Annotated in this window: 14 protein-coding genes; 11 read left to right on the top strand and 3 right to left on the bottom strand. The window is 74.7% G+C overall.

Annotated features, from left to right (window positions below; genetic code table 11):
* Positions 1–4 precede the first annotated feature (4 nt).
* From CO540_RS12085 to ispG, 4 genes are all read left to right on the top strand, one after another.
* Entirely contained in the window at positions 5–643 is a 639-nt protein-coding gene (locus CO540_RS12085) for a Uma2 family endonuclease (protein WP_099162115.1), read from the top strand.
* Between the two features lie 129 nt (positions 644–772).
* Positions 773–1,987, top strand: coding sequence for a 1-deoxy-D-xylulose-5-phosphate reductoisomerase (gene dxr / locus CO540_RS12080; protein ID WP_099162114.1), 1,215 nt, complete (start codon positions 773–775; stop codon positions 1,985–1,987).
* On the top strand, positions 1,984–3,231 hold the full coding sequence (locus CO540_RS12075; RefSeq protein ID WP_099162113.1) for an RIP metalloprotease: 1,248 nt from the start codon (positions 1,984–1,986) through the stop codon (positions 3,229–3,231). Before dxr ends, CO540_RS12075 begins: the two co-directional genes overlap by 4 nt.
* A 9-nt stretch (positions 3,232–3,240) precedes the next feature.
* A complete protein-coding gene (gene ispG, locus CO540_RS12070) occupies positions 3,241–4,416 on the top strand; it encodes a flavodoxin-dependent (E)-4-hydroxy-3-methylbut-2-enyl-diphosphate synthase (protein ID WP_091580121.1) in 1,176 nt (391 codons plus the stop codon).
* Positions 4,417–4,474: 58 nt separating this feature from the next.
* On the opposite strand, the gene CO540_RS12065 is transcribed toward ispG, so the two are convergent.
* Entirely contained in the window at positions 4,475–5,149 is a 675-nt protein-coding gene (locus tag CO540_RS12065) for a helix-turn-helix domain-containing protein (protein WP_099162112.1), read from the bottom strand.
* Between the two features lie 130 nt (positions 5,150–5,279).
* Here CO540_RS12065 and CO540_RS12060 point away from each other — a divergent pair, with 130 nt between their 5' ends.
* The gene (locus CO540_RS12060; RefSeq protein ID WP_099162111.1) at positions 5,280–6,098 is read left to right on the top strand and encodes a class I SAM-dependent methyltransferase; all 819 of its coding nucleotides are present in this window, start codon (positions 5,280–5,282) and stop codon (positions 6,096–6,098) included.
* Positions 6,099–6,146: 48 nt separating this feature from the next.
* Here the strand turns inward: CO540_RS12060 and CO540_RS12055 are convergent, their stop codons facing one another.
* Positions 6,147–6,740 (bottom strand): PadR family transcriptional regulator, encoded by a 594-nt coding sequence (locus tag CO540_RS12055; protein ID WP_099162110.1) that lies wholly within the window; start codon positions 6,738–6,740, stop codon positions 6,147–6,149.
* Between the two features lie 121 nt (positions 6,741–6,861).
* Here CO540_RS12055 and CO540_RS12050 point away from each other — a divergent pair, with 121 nt between their 5' ends.
* The 6 genes from CO540_RS12050 (at position 6,862) to CO540_RS12025 (ending at position 16,157) form a co-directional block, all read left to right on the top strand.
* Positions 6,862–8,088, top strand: a complete 1,227-nt coding sequence (locus tag CO540_RS12050) for an MFS transporter (RefSeq protein WP_099162109.1) — start codon at positions 6,862–6,864, stop codon at positions 8,086–8,088.
* 77 nt (positions 8,089–8,165) lie between these two features.
* Positions 8,166–9,005 carry a DUF4081 domain-containing GNAT family N-acetyltransferase gene (locus CO540_RS12045; protein WP_099164726.1) on the top strand — a complete coding sequence of 280 codons (840 nt, stop codon included), beginning with the start codon at positions 8,166–8,168 and terminating at the stop codon, positions 9,003–9,005.
* Between the two features lie 99 nt (positions 9,006–9,104).
* Positions 9,105–9,827 (top strand): ABC transporter ATP-binding protein, encoded by a 723-nt coding sequence (locus CO540_RS12040; protein ID WP_099162108.1) that lies wholly within the window; start codon positions 9,105–9,107, stop codon positions 9,825–9,827.
* On the top strand, positions 9,824–11,974 hold the full coding sequence (locus tag CO540_RS12035; RefSeq protein ID WP_099162107.1) for a YhgE/Pip family protein: 2,151 nt from the start codon (positions 9,824–9,826) through the stop codon (positions 11,972–11,974). Before CO540_RS12040 ends, CO540_RS12035 begins: the two co-directional genes overlap by 4 nt.
* A gap of 10 nt (positions 11,975–11,984) precedes the next feature.
* Positions 11,985–12,578 carry a TetR/AcrR family transcriptional regulator gene (locus tag CO540_RS12030; RefSeq protein WP_091580095.1) on the top strand — a complete coding sequence of 198 codons (594 nt, stop codon included), beginning with the start codon at positions 11,985–11,987 and terminating at the stop codon, positions 12,576–12,578.
* A 90-nt stretch (positions 12,579–12,668) separates the two neighbouring features.
* Positions 12,669–16,157 (top strand): ABC transporter ATP-binding protein/permease, encoded by a 3,489-nt coding sequence (locus CO540_RS12025; RefSeq protein ID WP_099162106.1) that lies wholly within the window; start codon positions 12,669–12,671, stop codon positions 16,155–16,157.
* Positions 16,158–16,200: 43 nt separating this feature from the next.
* On the opposite strand, the gene CO540_RS12020 is transcribed toward CO540_RS12025, so the two are convergent.
* On the bottom strand, positions 16,201–17,268 hold the full coding sequence (locus CO540_RS12020) for an NADH:flavin oxidoreductase/NADH oxidase (protein ID WP_099162105.1): 1,068 nt from the start codon (positions 17,266–17,268) through the stop codon (positions 16,201–16,203).
* Between the last annotated feature and the right edge of the window lie 45 nt (positions 17,269–17,313).

The raw sequence follows: 17,313 nt of genomic DNA, 5'->3' as shown, positions 1-17,313 counted from the left end.
CCCGATGGCCCAGGCCGCATTCGCGCCCGAGCCGGCGCCGCAGCCCGCCGAGCCGTCGTTCGACGTGCTCCGCTGGCACGACGAACCGTGGACCGCACAGCTCGCTCTCGATCTCCTACCGGAGACCAACGGCCCGAAGGTCGAGGTCCTGAGCGGAAGCGTGATCGTGACACCACATGCCGGCATCGACCACCAGTCGGTCGAACGCGAATTGCCCTACCTCCTGCACCGGGCCGCCCGCCGGGAGGGACTCTGGGTCTATCCGGAGATCAACCTGGTCCGTGGCAAGGACATGTTCATCCCTGACATCGCGGTGCTCCGCTCCTCGGGCGGCGGCCGGTCCGCGGTCGACATCGGTGAGGCCGTCCTCCTCGGCGAGATCGTGTCGCCCGGCAACCGGCGCAAGGACGTGATCGACCGGCCGCGGGAGTACGCCGCCGCCGGCGTGCCGTATTTCCTCCGGGTCGACCTGCGTAACAGGGTGCCGGCGCTCGCGCTCTACGAGCTGGTCGACGGCGAGTACCGGCCGCTGTCCGCCGCGGCCGCGGGAACCACGTTCGTGATGCGGCAGCCGTTCGACTTCAGCGTCGATCCGGCCGACCTGCTCGACGAGGAGGCCCCCGGGTCCGGGACCTCGGTGTGATCCACGCCGGTTCGCCGAGGTGGCGGCATCGGTCGGGCCGGGACGGCGCCACCTCGGGGAAGTGGAGTCGATCAAGCCGTGGGGGGACGCCGGGGCGGAACGGGTGAGGCGCTGGGGAACAATGGGCGGGTGACCACTCCCCGAGACCTCGTGCTGCTCGGCTCGACCGGCTCCATCGGCACCCAGGCCATCGACATCGTCAAGCGCAACCCGGACCGGTTCCGGGTGGTCGCGCTCGGCGCCGGCGGCGGCAACGTGGAGCTGCTCGCGACCCAGGCGCTGGAGCTGGGCGTGGAGGCGGTCGGCGTGGCCCGCGCGTCCACCGCGCAGGACCTCCAGTTGGCGTTCTACGCCGAGGCGAGCCGGCGCGGCTGGGCCACCGGCGACTTCAAGCTGCCCAAGATCGTGGCCGGGCCGGACGCGATGACCGAGCTGGCGCAGTGGCCGTGCGACGTCGTGCTCAACGGCGTGGTCGGCTCGTTGGGCCTGCCGCCGACGCTGGCCGCGCTCCGCGCCGGGCGCACCCTCGCGCTGGCCAACAAGGAGTCCCTGGTCGCCGGTGGTTCGCTGGTGCGGGCCGCGGTGACGCGCCCGGAGCAGATCGTGCCCGTCGACTCGGAGCACTCGGCGCTGGCCCAGTGCCTGCGCGGCGGTGCCCGCGACGAGGTGCGGCGGCTGGTGGTCACCGCCAGCGGCGGCCCGTTCCGGGGCCGGCGGCGCGACGAGTTGACCCAGGTCACACCGGAGCAGGCTCTCGCGCACCCGACCTGGAACATGGGGCCGGTCGTGACGATCAACTCGGCCACGATGGTCAACAAGGCGCTGGAGGTGATCGAGGCGCACGAGCTGTTCGACGTGCCGTACGCCGACATCACGGTCATGGTCCACCCGCAGTCGGTGATCCACTCGATGGTCGAGTTCGTCGACGGCTCCACCCTCGCCCAGGCCAGCCCGCCGGACATGCGGCTGCCCATCGCGCTCGGGATCGGCTGGCCGGACCGGGTCCCCGGGGCCGCCGCGGCGGTCGACTGGGCCTCGGCGCACACCTGGGAGTTCTTCCCACTCGACGACACCGCGTTCCCGGCGGTCGCGCTGGCCAAGGCGGCCGGCGAGGCCGGGCGGTGCCGGCCGGCGATCTACAACGCGGCGAACGAGGAGTGCGTGGCGGCGTTCGTGGCCGGGCGGCTGCCCTTCCTCGGCATCGTCGACACCCTCCAGCGGGTGCTGGAGGATGCTCCCGACTTCGACGAACCAGGTACCGTCGAGGACGTGCTCGCCGCCGAGTCGTGGGCACGGGCGCACGCCCAGGAGATCATCGTCGGGTCGGTGGAAGGAGCTCGATGAGCTATCTGCTCGGGGTGGTGCTGTTCGCCCTGGCGATCCTCATCTCGGTGAGCCTGCACGAGGCGGGGCACATGCTGACCGCCAAGGCGTTCGGGATGAAGGTCACCCGCTACTTCGTCGGCTTCGGCCCGACGCTCTGGTCGTTCAAGCGGGGCGAGACGGAGTACGGCGTCAAGGGCATCCCGCTCGGCGGCTTCTGCAAGATCGTCGGCATGACGCCGCAGGACGACGACGTCGAGCCGGGGGACGAGAAGCGCGCCATGTGGCGCTACCCGGTGTGGAAGCGGACGATCGTGATGTCCGCCGGCTCCGCGATGCACTTCGCCATCGCGCTGGTGGCGCTCTGGATCATCGCGGTCTCCGCCGGCCTGCCGAACCCGAAGTTCCCCACCACCGAGGCCGGCTTCCGGGCCGAGCCGGCGGTGGTCGCCATCGCCCCGTGCGTGGTCGTGGAGAACGCGAGCCGCGCCTGCCAGAGCGGCGACCCGGCCAGCCCGGCCGCCCAGGCCCAGCTCAAGGACGGCGACCGGATCACCGCGGTGAACGGCCGTCCGGTCTCCACCTGGGGCGACATGCTCGACGTGGTCCGGGGCACCAAGCCCGGCACCGCCACCGTCTCCTACCTGCGCGACGGCACCCCCGCCACGGCCACCGTCGACCTGGCCGCGGTGCAGCGACCGCCGCTGGGCGACCCGAAGGGCGCCACCTCGGCGGTCTCCGCGCTCGGCGTGGCGCTCCAGCCGAGCACCCCCACCCGGGTGGAGTACGGCCCGGTCGCCGCGTTCGGCGCCACCGCCGACTTCACCGGCAACATGGCGGTGCAGACCGCGCACGCCATGCAGCGCATCCCGCAGAAGGTCCCGGCGCTGTGGAACGCGATCACCGGTGAAGAGCGCGACATGGACACCCCGATCAGCGTGGTCGGCGCCAGCCGGCTCGGCGGCGAGGCCGTGGAGAACAACGCCTGGCTGGTGTTCTTCATGCTCTTCGTGTCGCTCAACTTCTTCATCGGCGTGTTCAACCTGCTGCCGCTGCTCCCGCTGGACGGCGGCCACATCGCCATCGCCTGGTTCGAGCGGGCCCGCTCCTGGCTCTACGCCCGGATCGGCCGCACCGACCCGGGGCGCGTCGACTACCTGAAGCTCATGCCCCTCACGTACGCGGTGATCCTGGTCGGTGGCGTGTTCACGCTGCTGACCGTCACCGCGGACGTCGTCAACCCGATCACGCTCTTCTCAAGGTGAGTGCCTGAAGTGACCGCTGTCAGTCTCGGTATGCCCCCCGTACCGCCGCCGCCGCTGGCCCCGCGCCGGGCCAGCCGCCAGATCATGGTCGGCTCGGTGCCGGTCGGTGGGGGCGCGCCGGTCTCGGTGCAGTCCATGACCACCACCCTCACCGCCGACGTCAACGCCACGCTCCAGCAGATCGCCGAGCTGACCGCGTCCGGCTGCCAGATCGTCCGGGTCGCCGTTCCCTCGCAGGACGATGTCGAGGCGCTGCCGGCGATCGCGCGCAAGTCGCAGATCCCGGTGATCGCCGACATCCACTTCCAGCCGAAGTACGTCTTCGCCGCGATCGACGCCGGCTGCGCCGCGGTCCGGGTGAACCCGGGCAACATCCGGCAGTTCGACGACAAGGTCAAGGAGATCGCCAAGGCGGCCGGCGACGCCGGGGTGCCGATCCGGATCGGCGTGAACGCCGGCTCGCTGGACAAGCGCCTGCTGGCCAAGTACGGCCGGGCCACCGCCGAGGCGCTCGTCGAGTCGGCGCTCTGGGAGTGCTCGCTGTTCGAGGAGCACGGCTTCCGGGACATCAAGATCTCGGTCAAGCACAACGACCCGGTGGTGATGATCCGCGCCTACCGGCTGCTGGCCGAGAAGTGCGACTACCCGCTGCACCTGGGCGTCACCGAGGCCGGCCCGGCGTTCCAGGGCACGATCAAGTCGGCCGTGGCGTTCGGCGCGCTGCTGGCCGAGGGCATCGGCGACACCATCCGGGTCTCCCTCTCCGCCCCGCCGGTCGAGGAGATCAAGGTCGGCGCCGCGATCCTGGAGTCGCTGGGCCTGCGCGAGCGCGGCCTGGAGATCGTCTCCTGCCCGTCCTGCGGTCGGGCCCAGGTCGACGTCTACAAGCTGGCCGAGGAGGTAACCGCCGGCCTGGAAGGGCTGCCGGTGCCGCTGCGCGTCGCGGTCATGGGCTGCGTGGTGAACGGTCCGGGCGAGGCCCGCGAGGCCGACCTGGGTGTCGCCTCCGGCAACGGCAAGGGCCAGATCTTCGTCAAGGGCAAGGTCGTCAAGACCGTGCCGGAGGCGCAGATCGTGGAGACGCTGATCGAGGAGGCGCTGCGGATCGCCGACGAGATGGGCGCCGAGATCCCCGAGGAGCTGCGGGACCTGGTGCCCGGTGGCGCCACGGTCACCGTGCACTGATCCGCTTCCCGCATCGCCGTGCGGCCGTCCCCTCCCGGGGGCGGCCGCACGCGCCGTCTCAGGGCCGGGGCACGGCGGCGAAGGGGGAGAGGGTGAACCAGCCGGGTACCGCGCGCCGCACCGTCTCCGGCCCGGCCACCTGCACCGCCCCGCTGCGCAACGCGGCCGGCCACTCCAGGTCGCCCAGCCAGACCTGGACCAGGGCCCGCAGGTCGGCGGTGACGGTCACCGTCACGTCGTGGCCGGGGTCGTCGTCGCAGACGTCGGCCTCGCCGGCGGCGATGACCAGCCACCAGTCGCACAGCGCCGCCGGCACGTCGCGGAAGCGGAACCGCACGACGGTACGCCCCGGCGGGACCGCGTCGTGGTCGACGTGCCGGTGCATGTCCCACAGCAGCAGCTTCGGGTCGAGGTCGGCGTCGCCCAGCTCGCCGATCCAGCGCACGCCCCAGGCCCCGAGCGCCTCCACCACGGGCCGCAGCTCGCGCCCGGCGGCGGTCGGGACGTAACGCACGTCGCCGCCGTCGACGCGCCGCTCCACGACGCCGGCGCGGACGAGCTGGTGCAGCCGGCGGGACAGCAGCGTGGGCGACATCCGGGGCAGCCCGCGGCGCAGCTCGTTGAAACGTTCCGAGCCGCTGACCAACTCCCGGACGACGAGCAGCGTCCACCGCTCGTCGAGCAGCTCCATGGCCTTCGCCACGGGGCAGAACTGGTGGTAGGAGGCCCCCATGGCGGGCACGCTACGCCCGGCCCGGCGGCCCGGCCAGCGACCTGTCGGGAGCGGTACAGATCTCGTACTGGGGGCCGGGTCGCCCGATGCCTAGCGTCGCTGGCAGGGACGACAGGTGAGGAGCGAGGCGATGATCGAGGAACAGGAGCGGGACGCGGCCGTGAAGGCCGGGCACCGCCGGATGTGGGCGCTGGGCGACTACGCCTCCGTGGCCGCGCAGGTGATCCCGCAGTTGGGCGCGACGCTGGTCCGGGCGGCCCGGGTGGGGCCGGGCGACCGGGTGCTGGACGTGGCCGCCGGCACCGGCAACGCGGCCCTGCCGGCGGCCCGGACCGGGGCGGAGGTGGTGGCCGGCGACCTGACCCCGGAGCTGCTGGAGATCGGCCGGGTGGCGGCCGAGCGGGAGGGGTTGACGCTGACCTGGCAGGAGGCCGACGCCGAGGCGTTGCCGTACGCCGACGGCGAGTTCGACGCCGTGCTCTCCTGCGTGGGCGTGATGTTCGCGCCCCGGCACCGGGTCGCCGCCGACGAGCTGCTCCGGGTCTGCCGGCCGGGCGGGACGATCGGACTGGTCAACTGGACGCCGCAGGGCTTCGTGGGCCAGTTGTTCGCGGCCATGCGGCCGTACGCGCCCCCGCCGCCGCCGGGCGCGCAGCCGCCCCCGCTCTGGGGCGACGAGGACCACGTCCGGGAGTTGTTCGGCGACCGGGTCTCCTCGCTCAGGCTGGGACGGGACGCGGTGGTCGTGAACCGGTTCGCGACGCCGGAGGAGTTCCGGGACTTCTTCGCCACCCACTACGGGCCGACGGTGGCGGTCTACCGGGCGAACGCCGGCGACCCGGAGCGGACCGCCGGGCTCGACCGCGCGTTGACCGACCTGGCCGCCCGGCATTTGGAGGGCGGCGTGATGCGGTGGGAGTACCTGCTGGTCACCGCGCGCCGCGCCTGACGGCACGCCGGTCGTCGCCCGGCCGGCGTGCCGTCCCGGCGGCGGTGTTCACTCGGACTCGGCGAGGATGGCGTACAGCTTGCGCCGGGTCTCGTCGAGCACCTGGGCGGCCCGGGCGCGCTGGTCGTCGGTGCCGGTGGTCATCACCTGGCGCAGCGCGTGCATGGCCTGCGCGCCGGCGTCGCGGATGTCGTGCCAGCTGTTGACGGTCTGTTCGGCGAACTCCGCCCAGGGCGGGGTCTGCGCCGCCTCGGTCGCCTCGGGCCGGCCCTGCTCGGTGAGGGCGAACCGCTTGCGCCCGCCGTCGGAGTCGGCGGCCGTGGCGATGACGCCCTCGTCCTCCAGCAGTTGCAGGGTCGGGTAGATCGAGCCGGGGCTGGGCCGCCAGGCCCCGCCGGTGCGGGAGTCGATCTCCTGGATCATCTCGTAGCCGTGCATCGGCCGCTCGGTGAGCAGCGCCAGCACGGCGCCGCGCACGTTCGGCCGCCGGCCGCGCCCGCGGCCCCGGCCACCCCGGCCCCGCCCGTGACCGTGCGGTCCGGGCGGGAACGGCGGCGGTCCCGGGGGTACGGGCGGGAAGCCGAAGCCGCCGTGGCGGTGCATCTCGTCGTGCATGGTGTGCACGTGTCGACGGAAACCCATCGAGCTCTCCTTCTGTCGTCGTATCACTGATGCATCAACGATATATCGGCAATGCATCGGCGACAAGATGTCGTGAGAATCGGGGCTGCAAACCGTACGTACGTCTTGTTAAGGTGCCGGAGTGCGCCTGCTACCCGAACCCGGGCCGTCCCGGACCCTCGCCCTGTCCACGCTGATCAACACCGTCGGTCGGGGCACCTGGCTCACCGCCAGCGCGCTCTTCCTCACCCGCTCGGTCGGGCTCACCGTGGCCCAGGTCGGCGTGGCGCTCACGCTCACCGCACTGGTCAGCCTGGTGGCCAGCGCACCGATGGGCTACCTGGCCGACCGGCTCGGCCCGCGCGGTCTCCAGCTGGCGGCGCTGATCGCCTCGGCCGGCTGCACCGCCGCCCTGGTCGCGGTGCGTTCGTTCGCCGGGTTCCTGGTGGTCGGCGTGCTCATGGCTGTCGCCGACTCGGCCAGCCGGGGCGCGCGGGGGGCGCTGATCGCCGGCGCCGTCCCCGTCGACCAGCGCGTCCGCACCCGGGCCTACCTGCGCGCGGTCACCAACGTCGGGATCTCGGTGGGCGCCGTCCTGGCCGGGTTCGCGCTGGCCGTCGACACCCGCGGCGCGTACGTGACACTGATCCTGCTCGACTGCCTCACCTACCTGCTGGCGGCGGTGGTGCTGCTCCGGCTGCCGGCCGTGCCGCCGGTGCCGGCGCCCACGCACGGACCCCGGCTGATCGCCCTGCGGGACCGGCCGTTCCTGGCCTTCACCGTCCTCGACGGGCTGATGTCGATGCACTTCTCGCTGACCAACATCGCCCTGCCGCTCTGGATCGCCGGGCACACCCACGCGCCGCGCTGGCTGGTCTCCGCCTGCCTGCTGGTCAACACCGTGGTGGTGGTGCTCTTCCAGGTCCGCGCCTCGCGGGGCACCGAGGAGCTGACCGGCGCCGGCCGGGCCGCCCGCCGGGCGGGCGCGTTCATCGGGGTGGCCTGCGTGCTGTTCGCGGCCGCGGGTGGCGTACCGGCGGCGGTGGCGGTGCCGCTGCTGCTGGCCGGCGCGCTGGTGCACGTGGTGGGGGAGCTGTGGCACGCGGCGGCCGGCTGGGGCGTCTCGTTCGGCCTCGCCCCGGCCCACGCGCACGGTCAGTACCAGGGGGCGTACGGGATGGGCATGCAGCTCGGGTCGATGGTCGCCCCGGTGGTGGTGACCACGCTCGCGATCGGCTGGGGCGTACCCGGCTGGCTGCTGCTCGGCGGGTCGTTCCTGCTGCTCGGCGTGCTGGTGCCGCCGGTGGTGCGGTGGGCCGCGCGCACCCGGCCGCCGGCGGCGGCGCCGGAACCGGTTCCGGCCGGCTGAGCCGCCGCTCACCGGCCGGCCACCGGGGTGTCCGGTCGGCCCGCGCGCTCCCGGGTCCATCTGGCAGGCTGGTAACCGTGCTCACGGTGCCGGTACGCCAACTGGGGGAGTCGGAGCGCCGCGCGGTCGAGCGGCTGCTCGACCTCGACCCGTACGCGGGCGCGCAGGTCGCCGAGCGGGTGGCGGCGCGCGGGCTGGCCTGGTGGCGGGCCGAGGCGCGGATCCTCGGCTACGGCTCCCGCCGCAACCTGGAGTCGATCTGCTGGTTGGGCGGCAACCTCACCCCGGTGCTCGCGTCCGAGCCGGCGGTGGCCGCGTTCGCCGAGCAGTTGGGCGCGGAGGAGCGGCTCTGCTCCTCGATCGTGGGCCGCGCCGACGCGGTGCTCGGGCTCTGGGACCGCCTCTCCGCGCACTGGGGGCCGGCAAGGGACGTACGCCCGAACCAGCCGTTGCTGGCCACGGACGCCCTGCCCGCCGTGACGCCCGACCCGCAGGTGCGCCGGGTGCGCAGCAGTGAGGTCGACCGGCTCTTCCCGGCGGCGGTCGCGATGTACACCGAGGAGGTCGGGGTCTCGCCGCTGGCCGAGGACGGCGGGCGTGGCTACCGGCGGCGGGTGACCGAGCTGGTGCGCGCCGGCCGGGCCTACGCCCGGTTCGTCGACGGCCGGGTGGTCTTCAAGGCCGAGTTGGCCGTGGTGACCCGCCGCACCGCGCAGGTGCAGGGTGTCTGGGTGGCGCCCGAGTGGCGGGGCCGGGGCATCGCCGCCGCCGCCATGGCCGCGGTGGTGCGCGACACGTTGGAGCGGGTCGCGCCGACGGTCAGCCTCTACGTCAACGACTTCAACCTGCCGGCCCGGCGGGTCTACGAGCGCTGCGGCTTCCGCCCGGTCGGCACGCTCGCCACCGTGCTGTTCTGAGGATCACCCTCTCCTCGCGTTGCGTCGAACCGGACACCCGGCGCTATGCTGGTCATGTTTTTGTACTGACCAGTCAGTTTAGTTATGGGAACGGGTGTCATGACGATCGTCGAGGCCAGCGGGCTCGGGCTGCGGACCCGTCGCGGCTGGGTCTACCGGGACGTCGACCTCACCGCCGCCGCCGGTGAGCTGCACGCGGTGACCGGGCCTCCCGGCAGCGGGCGCACCTCGCTGCTGCTCGCCCTGGCCGGGCGCTTCCCGCACAGCCACGGCGAGCTGCGCCGCCGGGGACCGGCCGCGCTCGGCCAGGTGGCCGGCGTGCACGAGCCCGACCCGACGCTCACCGTCGCCGAGCACATCACCGAACGGCTGCTGCTGCTCGGCCCGGTCCCGCGCCGCCGCCGCCAGCTCGTCCCGGTCGCCGCCGTGCGGGCGCGCCGGGCCTACCGCCGCGACGCCTACGCCGCCGCCATCGCCGGCGCCGGCTTCACCGACGCCCCGCTCGACCCCGACCGCTACGGCCGCGACCTCACGCCGGTCGAGCGGCAGGTGCTCGGGCTGGTGCTGGCCAGCCTCGGCGGCCCCAGCCTGATCGTCGCCGACGACGTGGACGCCGGCGCCGACCGCCCCGAACGGGAGTGGATGTGGGCCGCCCTGGAACGCCTCGCCGACCAGGGGTACGCGGTGGTCGTCAGCGCCCGCGCCGTCGAACCCGGGGTGTCCGCCACCGCGCACCGCATCGGTGACCCCGCGCTGCCCGCCCCCGCCCTGACCGGTCCCGCCCCGACCGCTTCCGCCCCGACCGCCGAGGTGCCCGCATGAGCGTGCTGCGACTGGCCCTGTTCGAGCTGCGCCGGATGACCCGCGGCCGGCTGCCGCGCGCCGCGCTCGCCGTGCTCACCGTGGTGCCGCTGCTCTACGGCGCGCTCTACCTCTACGCCTTCTGGGACCCGTACGGGAACCTCGACCGGATCCCGGTCGCCCTGGTCAACGCCGACCGGCCGGCCCGGGCCGGCGACGGCACCGAGGTGCACGCCGGACGGGACCTCGCTGACGAACTGCTCGACCGCAAGGTCTTCGGCTGGACCGTGACCGACCAGGCCGACGCCACGAAGGGCCTGCGCGACGGTCGCTACCACCTGGTCTTCTCCATCCCCGCCGACTTCTCCGCCACGCTGGCCGCCAGCCCCGAGCCGGACCGCCCGGCCCGGCAGGGCGAGCTGAAGGTGGTCAACGACGACGCCACCAACTACCTCTCCGGGCTGCTCGCCCGCTCGGCGTTCAGCGAGATCCGGGCCGCCGCCGCGGAGAGCACCGCCGCCTCGTACTTCGACAAGATGCTGATCGGCTTCACCGACGCCAAGGCCGAGACCGGCCGGGCCGCCGACGGGGCGGGCAAGATCTCCGACGGGCTCGGCACCTCGCAGCGCGGCGCCGGTCAGCTCGCCGACGGGCTGGGGAGCGCCGAGGACGGCGCCGGGCAGCTCGCCGGCGGCCTGAACCAGTCGGTCCAGGGTGCCGACAAGCTGGCCCGGGGCCTCGACCAGTTGCAGACCGGCGCGGCCCAGCTCGCCGACGGCGCCGGCCGGGCCGCCACCGAGACGAGGGCCGCCGCCGCGAAGGTCGACGCCGCGGCCGACCGGTACGAACCGGTGCTGCGCCGCAACGCCGAGAAGATCCAACAGGCGGCCACCGCCGTCGCCACCGGCGCGCAGCAGCTCGCCGACGGCCTGGACGCGCTGCCCGCGAAGGCCGACGAGGTGGTGCGGACGGCGCAGGAGATCTCCGACCGGCTCGACGCGGTCGCGAAGGAGCACCCCGAACTGGCCGACGACAGCGACTTCGCCGCCGCCCGTACGGCCGCCGACCGGGCCGTGACCCAGGCGAAGGCGTTGGGGTCCGCGCTGGACCGGACCGACCTGGCCGCGTTGAAGAAGCAGATGACCGAGGTCGCGAAGACCGCCCGCGAGGTGGCCGCCGCCGCGCCGCACCTGGCCGACGACGTCGCCTCCGCCCGGGCCAAGGTCGACGAGCTGGCCGGCGGGCTCACCACGCTCGCCCAGGGCAGCGCCAAGCTCCGCGACGGGCTCGGCGACGCGTCCACCGGCGCCGACCAGTTGCGCGGCGGGCTCTACCGGCTCGCCACCGGCGCCCGGGCGCTCGACGGCGGCCTGGCCCAGCTCGGCACCGGCAGCACCAAGCTGGTCGACGGGCTGACCCGGCTGGAGGGCGGCGCCGGCGACCTCGCCGACGGGCTCGCCGCCGGGGAGAAGAAGCTGCCCGGGTACGACGACGCGAGCAGTCGCGCCGACGTGCTCGGCGACCCCGTCGGCCTGATCCGCGACTCGCGGCACCCGGCCGGCTCCTACGGCGTGGGCTTCGCGCCCTACTTCCTGGCGCTGGCGCTCTGGGTCGGCGCGATGATCACGTACATGCTGTTGCGGCCGGTCAACCGGCGGCACGTGATGTCCGGCGCGCCCGGCTGGCGGGTCGTGCTCGCCGGCTGGCTGCCGGCGGCCGCGATCGGCCTGGCCCAGGTCGCGGTGCTCTACACGGTGGTGACGCTCGCGCTCGGACTGCACCCGGAGCACGGCGCGGCGACGTTCGGGCTGCTCGCGCTCACCTCGCTGGCGTTCACCGCGATCATGCAGCTGCTCGGCGTCGCGCTCGGCCCGGCCGGCCGGCTGGCCGCGCTGGCCCTGCTGATGCTCCAGCTCACCTCCTCCGGCGGCACCTACCCGGTGCAGACCTCACCCGGCTTCTTCCAGGCGATCCACCCCTGGCTGCCGATGACGTACGTGGTGGCCGGCCTGCGGCACACCGTCAACGGCGGGCCGGCCGGCCCGGTGGTCGCCGGGGCGCTGGTCCTGCTCGCCTTCGGACTCGGCGCCATGGTGCTCACCGTCGGCGCGGCGCGCCGGTCCCGCCGGCTGACCCCGGCCAAACTGCACCCCGAACTGACCATGTGAGGATGGGGCGGTGACGGACGGTCGGTCGCGCCGGCGGGAGGACACCCGCCAGCGTCTCTTCGTGGCGGCGGTGGAGCTCATCGCCGAGCAGGGTTTCTCGGCCACCACGGTGGACGACATCGCGGCCCGGGCCGGGGTGGCCAAGGGGACCGTCTACTACAACTTCGAGTCCAAGACGGTCCTCTTCGAGGAGCTGCTGCGGCACGGCATCGGCCTGCTCACCGCCGAGTTCCGGGCCGCCGTCGACGGGTTGCCGCCGCGCGAGGCGCTCGCCGCCCTGGTCCGGGCCGAGCTGGACTACATCCGCCGCTACCGGGCCTTCGCCCAGCTCCTGCTCTCCGAGATGTGGCGCACCAACCGGGAGTGGCAGCAGACGCTGCGGCTGCTGCGCGGCGAGGCCATCGAGGTGATCGCCGAGACGGTTCGCGCCGGCGTGGACAGCGGCGACCTCCCGGCCGACCTGGACGTGCGGACCGCCAGCTCGGCGCTGTTCGGCGTCGGGCTGGTGGTGGCCGTGGACTGGCTGGTCTTCCAGCCCGACCGGCCGATCGCCGACGTGCAGGAGGCGCTGCTCGGCATCGTCCGCCGGGTCGCCCATACCTGACCGGAACGCGGTAATTCGTTTGATCCGCACCGGCCGGACGGGAAGGCTGGGTTCACCGCCCCCACCCGTCCGAGTCCGGAGGACTGTCCTATGCGCCTGCTCCGAGATCTCTGGACCACCGCACCCCGGCGGATGGCGGCCGTCCTGCTGCTGATCGTGCTGGGCGCCGGTGGTCAGGCCGCCGCCTCCGCGCTCGCCGGGCCGGTGCTGGTGCACCGCTCGTCCGGCTGGTTCGTCGCGCTCGCCGTGGCGCTGGTCGCCGCCGTCGTGACCGACCTGCTGATCGGGCTGATCATGGCCCGGCTCACCGCCGACTGGTCCGCCGACGTCCGCCGCCGGCTCTGCCGCGTCGCGCTCGGGCAGGACCTGCCGGCCCTGGAGACCACCCCGGTCGGCGAGCTGCTCGACCGGATCGACAACGACGTCTACCAGGTCGCCGCCGAGATGCGGAACACCGGCGTACGCCTGGCGCAGGGCCTCGCCGTCTGCGCGCTCGCCACGGTCAGCGCGCTGGTCGTCTGGTGGCCCGCCGGCGTCGGGATGGTGCTGCTGACCGTGCTGCTCGCGGCCACGCTGCGCCGCCCCACCGCCCGGATCGCCCCGGCCCGGATGGCCGAGGAGGAGGCGTGGTCCGACCTCGCCGCCGTGATGGAGGAGGCGGTGCACGGCCAGGACGACGTGCGCACCAGCCTCGCCCGCCCGTACGTGCTGCGCCTGTACGCCCGCCGGGCGGCCGAGGTGATCGCCCGGTGCGGCCGGGTCTTCCGGCTCTCCGCCCGGGTCACCGCGGTGGCCACCGGCGGGGTCCGGGTCGGCATCGCGGTGGTGGTGCTGGCCGGCGCGTGGGCGCTCGCCACCGGCCGGGTGGACGCCGCCCGGCTCACCGCCATCTGGCTGCTGGCGATCGCGTTCGGCGCGACCGTCGAGCACATCGCCCGCTGGGTGCCGCACCTGCAACAGGCGTTCGGCGCCTGGGGGCGCGTGCAGCTGCTGGCCGGCGCGCCGCAGGAACCGGTCGGCGGCGTCGCCCCGGCCGACGGCGACCTGACCGTCCGCGGGCTCACCTTCCGCTACCCGGCCGCCGGGGACGAGCGCGGCCCGGCGCTGCGCGACGTGCGGCTCGCCTTCGCCCGCGGCCGCTCGTACGCGCTGGTCGGCCGCACCGGATCGGGCAAGTCGACGCTGGCCAAGGTGCTCACCCGGGCCGTGGAGGTGCCGCGCGGCACCGTCTTCCTGGGCGACACCGACGTGGTCGACCTGGACGTCGAGGAACTGCGCCGGTGGATCGCCGTGGTGCCCCAGCGCACCGAGATCCTGGCCGGCACGCTCGCCGAGAACGTCGCCCTCTTCGACCCGGAACTGCTCGGAGCCGCCGAGCGGGCGCTCGCCGAACTGGGCCTGGCCGGGTGGATCGCCGAGCTGCCCGACGGCGTGCACACCCGCCTCGGCGATGGCGGCCACGTGCTCTCCGCCGGGCAGGAGCAACTGGTGGCGTTCGCCCGGATCCTGGTCCGGGACCCGCACGTGGTGATCCTCGACGAGGCCACCGCGCGGCTCGACCCGGTCACCGAGAACCGGGTGCGCCAGGCCACCGAGCGGCTGCTCACCGACCGCATCGGCATCGTCATCGCGCACCGGCTCTCCTCGGTGCGGCGCTGCGACGAGGTCGTGGTGATGGCCGACGGCGCGGTGCTGGAGGCCGGTCCGCTGCGCGAGTCCGCCCGCTTCGCCGAGCTGCTCGCCACCAGCCACGCGGGGGCGTACGCGGGTGCCGGCGCCCGCCGCGGCGGCGTGGACCTGCTCGACGCGCCCGACGAGTGGGTCGACGACGCGCCGGTCCTGCCGGCCGCCGGGCCGCCCCGCGTCGCCGTGCCGCGCGCCGCGCCGCCGCCGGCGCCGCCCGCCCCGCCCGCCCGGACCATGCGGGAGATCCTCCGGCTGGGCGTCAACGACCCCCGGTACGGCCTGGTGTCGGTCGCCCTGTTCGTGGTGATGACGGTGCTCGGGCTCGACGGCGCGGTGCTGCCCTGGCTCTGGGCCGACCTGGTCGCCGGCGGCGACCCGTGGCTGCCGGCGCTCGGCATCGCCGCCGCGCTGCTGCTGGTGCTGCCGCTGCCCTACCTGACCAACCTGTGGTTCCCGCAGTGGTGGATCCGCCAGATGCTGCGGATCAGCGCCCGGCTGGTGCACGGGCAGACCGGCGCGCGCCGGGTCAGCGGGCACACCCCGGCCGAGGTGGTGGCCCAGGGCGGCGACACCGACCGGGTGGTGCAGCTCGCCGACAACCTGATGGACCAGTTCATCTCGGTGGCCATCGTGCTCACCATGACGCTGGTCACCGGCAGTGTCGTACCGGCGCTGTTCTTCGTCGGCACGATGGTGGCCTCCGGCCTGGCGGCCACGCTGTTCGGGCCGAAGCTGGAACGCACCGCCGCCGGCACCGTCAAGGCGCGGGCCGCGTTCGCCACCGCGCTGGTCTCCGCGCTCTCCGCCGCCCGTACGGTGAAGCTGGCCGGCGCCACCCGCCCGGTGCTGCGCCACCTCGCCGGGCTGGACGCGGTGCGCAGCGAGCGGCAGCGGCGGGAGATCGCCATGCAGGTGTGGGCCCGGTCCACCCCGTCCGTCGCCAGTGGACTGCTGCCGATCGGGGCCTGGGCGCTCTACCTGGCCGGCGAGCTGTCCGCCGGCGCCACGCTGGTCGCCGTCTCCACCCTCGGCGCGGCCCGCTGGTTCGCCTGGACCACCGCGGCGCTGGTCTCCCAGTACCCGTCGGCGCGGGTGTGGACCCGGCGCACCGTGGCGATGACCGGGACGGCCACCTACTCCGCGGAGATGCCCGGGCTCGACCTCGCCGCCGGCACCGCGCCGGCGCCCGAGCCGCCGCCCCGGCACCCGCTGCGGCGGCTGGAGCTGGCCGGCTTCGGCGCGCTGCACTCCGACGGCACGCTGGCCGTCCGCGACGTCGACCTGGTGGTCGAGCGCGGGCAGCTGGTGCTGGTGGTCGGTCCGGTCGGCGCCGGCAAGTCGTCGCTGCTGCGCGCGCTGGCCGGCATCGTCCACCACGTCGGGGCGCTGCGCTGGAACGGCGAGCCGGTCACCGAGCCGGAGATGTTCCTGCGCCCCAACCAGGTCGGCTACGTGGGGCAGCTGCCCCGGGTGCTCTCCGGCACCGTGGCCGAGAACATCGCGCTCGGCCACCAGGTGGACGCCGCCGGCGCGGTCTCCACCGCCCAGCTGGAACACGACCTGGCCGCCGCCGGGGGCGGGCTCGGGCTGCTCATCGGGCACAAGGGCACCCGGCTCTCCGGCGGGCAGCTCCAGCGGCTGGCGCTGGCCCGGGCGCTCGCCCCGCGTACCGAGCTGCTGGTCGCCGACGACGTGTCGTCGGCGCTGGACGTGACCACGGAGCTGGCGCTCTGGGCGGCGTTGCGCGAGCACGGGGTGACAGTGGTCGGCTCGACCGCCAAGCGGGCCGCGCTGGTCCGCGCGGACCACGTGGTGGTGCTGGTCGACGGCGTGGTCGCGGCCCAGGGCGCCTGGTCCGACCTGGAGGGCCGCTGGTCCCACCTGGCCGGCTGACCACCGTCCGCCCCGCCCGTCGCGGCGGGGCGGACGGGTGGCGTCAGAAGGCCCGGGCGTACTGGTCGGGCCAGGACGGGGTGGCGCCCAGTTTGGCGGCGGCGCGGCGCGGCCAGTACGGGTCGCGGAGCAGTTCCCGGCCCAGCAGCACCAGGTCCGCCTCACCGCCGGCGACGATCTGCTCGGCCTGCTCGGGCTCCACGATCAGGCCCACCGCGCCGGTGGGCACGCCGGCGTCGCGGCGGATCCGGGCGGCCAGCGGCACCTGGTAGCCGGGGCCGACGGGGACGGCCGCCCGGGCCGCCGCGCCACCGGAGGAGGTGTCGACCAGGTCCACGCCGGCCGCCGCCAGCTCGCCGGCGAGCACCACGCTGTCCTCGATCGTCCAGCCGCCGTCGGTCCAGTCGGTGGCGGAGATGCGGGTCAGCACCGGCACGGCCTCGCCGACCGCGGCGCGGACCGCGCGGGCCACCTCCAGGGTGAACCGCATCCGGCCGGCCCGGTCGCCGCCGTAGCCGTCGGCGCGCCGGTTGGTCAGCGGGGAGAGGAACTCGTGCAGCAGGTAGCCGTGCGCCGCGTGGATCTCCACCGCGGCGAAGCCGGCGTCCAGCGCCCGCCTCGCGGCGGCGGCGAAGGCGGCCACCACGGCGGCGATGCCGGCCTCGTCGAGCGCGGCCGGTGTGCGGTAGTCGGGGACGAACGGGTCGACGCCCGGGCCGACCGGCGTCCAGCCGCCCTCGGCGTCCGGCACGCCGCCGTGGCGCGGGGCCCACGGCCGGTACGTGGAGGCCTTGAACCCGGCGTGCGCGAGCTGCACCGCCGGCACCGCGCCCTGGCCGGCGACGAACGCGGTGACCGGCCGCCACGCGTCGACGTGCGCGTCGGACCAGAGCCCGACGTCCTGCGGGGTGATCCGCCCCTCGGGGACCACCGCGGTCGCCTCGCTGAGCACCAGCCCGGCGCCGCCGACGGCCCGGGAGCCGAGGTGGACGCGGTGCCAGTCGGTGGGCAGCCCGTCCGGGCCGGCGCTGTACTGGCACATCGGCGCCATCGCGATCCGGTTGGGCAGCGTGACGCCGCGCAGGGCGAGCGGCGTGAACAGGGTGCTCATGCGGTTCTCCTCGGGTCGTGGAACCGGGTGCGTCCCTCGTCGCCG

The organism is Micromonospora sp. WMMA2032 (assembly GCF_002688545.1).
Lineage (GTDB): Bacteria > Actinomycetota > Actinomycetes > Mycobacteriales > Micromonosporaceae > Micromonospora > Micromonospora sediminicola.
Note: the sequence above shows the minus strand (reverse complement) of the source record. Positions and strands in the feature narration are given on the sequence as shown.

Coding starts and splice junctions, on each gene's coding strand:
- CO540_RS12085 (WP_099162115.1), top strand. CDS start 5: ATGGCCCAGGCCGCATTCGCGCCCGAGCCGGCGCCGCAGCCCGCCGAG.
- CO540_RS12075 (WP_099162113.1), top strand. CDS start 1,984: ATGAGCTATCTGCTCGGGGTGGTGCTGTTCGCCCTGGCGATCCTCATC.
- CO540_RS12065 (WP_099162112.1), bottom strand. CDS start 5,149: ATGGGGGCCTCCTACCACCAGTTCTGCCCCGTGGCGAAGGCCATGGAG.
- CO540_RS12060 (WP_099162111.1), top strand. CDS start 5,280: ATGATCGAGGAACAGGAGCGGGACGCGGCCGTGAAGGCCGGGCACCGC.
- CO540_RS12055 (WP_099162110.1), bottom strand. CDS start 6,740: ATGGGTTTCCGTCGACACGTGCACACCATGCACGACGAGATGCACCGC.
- CO540_RS12040 (WP_099162108.1), top strand. CDS start 9,105: ATGACGATCGTCGAGGCCAGCGGGCTCGGGCTGCGGACCCGTCGCGGC.
- CO540_RS12035 (WP_099162107.1), top strand. CDS start 9,824: ATGAGCGTGCTGCGACTGGCCCTGTTCGAGCTGCGCCGGATGACCCGC.
- CO540_RS12025 (WP_099162106.1), top strand. CDS start 12,669: ATGCGCCTGCTCCGAGATCTCTGGACCACCGCACCCCGGCGGATGGCG.
- CO540_RS12020 (WP_099162105.1), bottom strand. CDS start 17,268: ATGAGCACCCTGTTCACGCCGCTCGCCCTGCGCGGCGTCACGCTGCCC.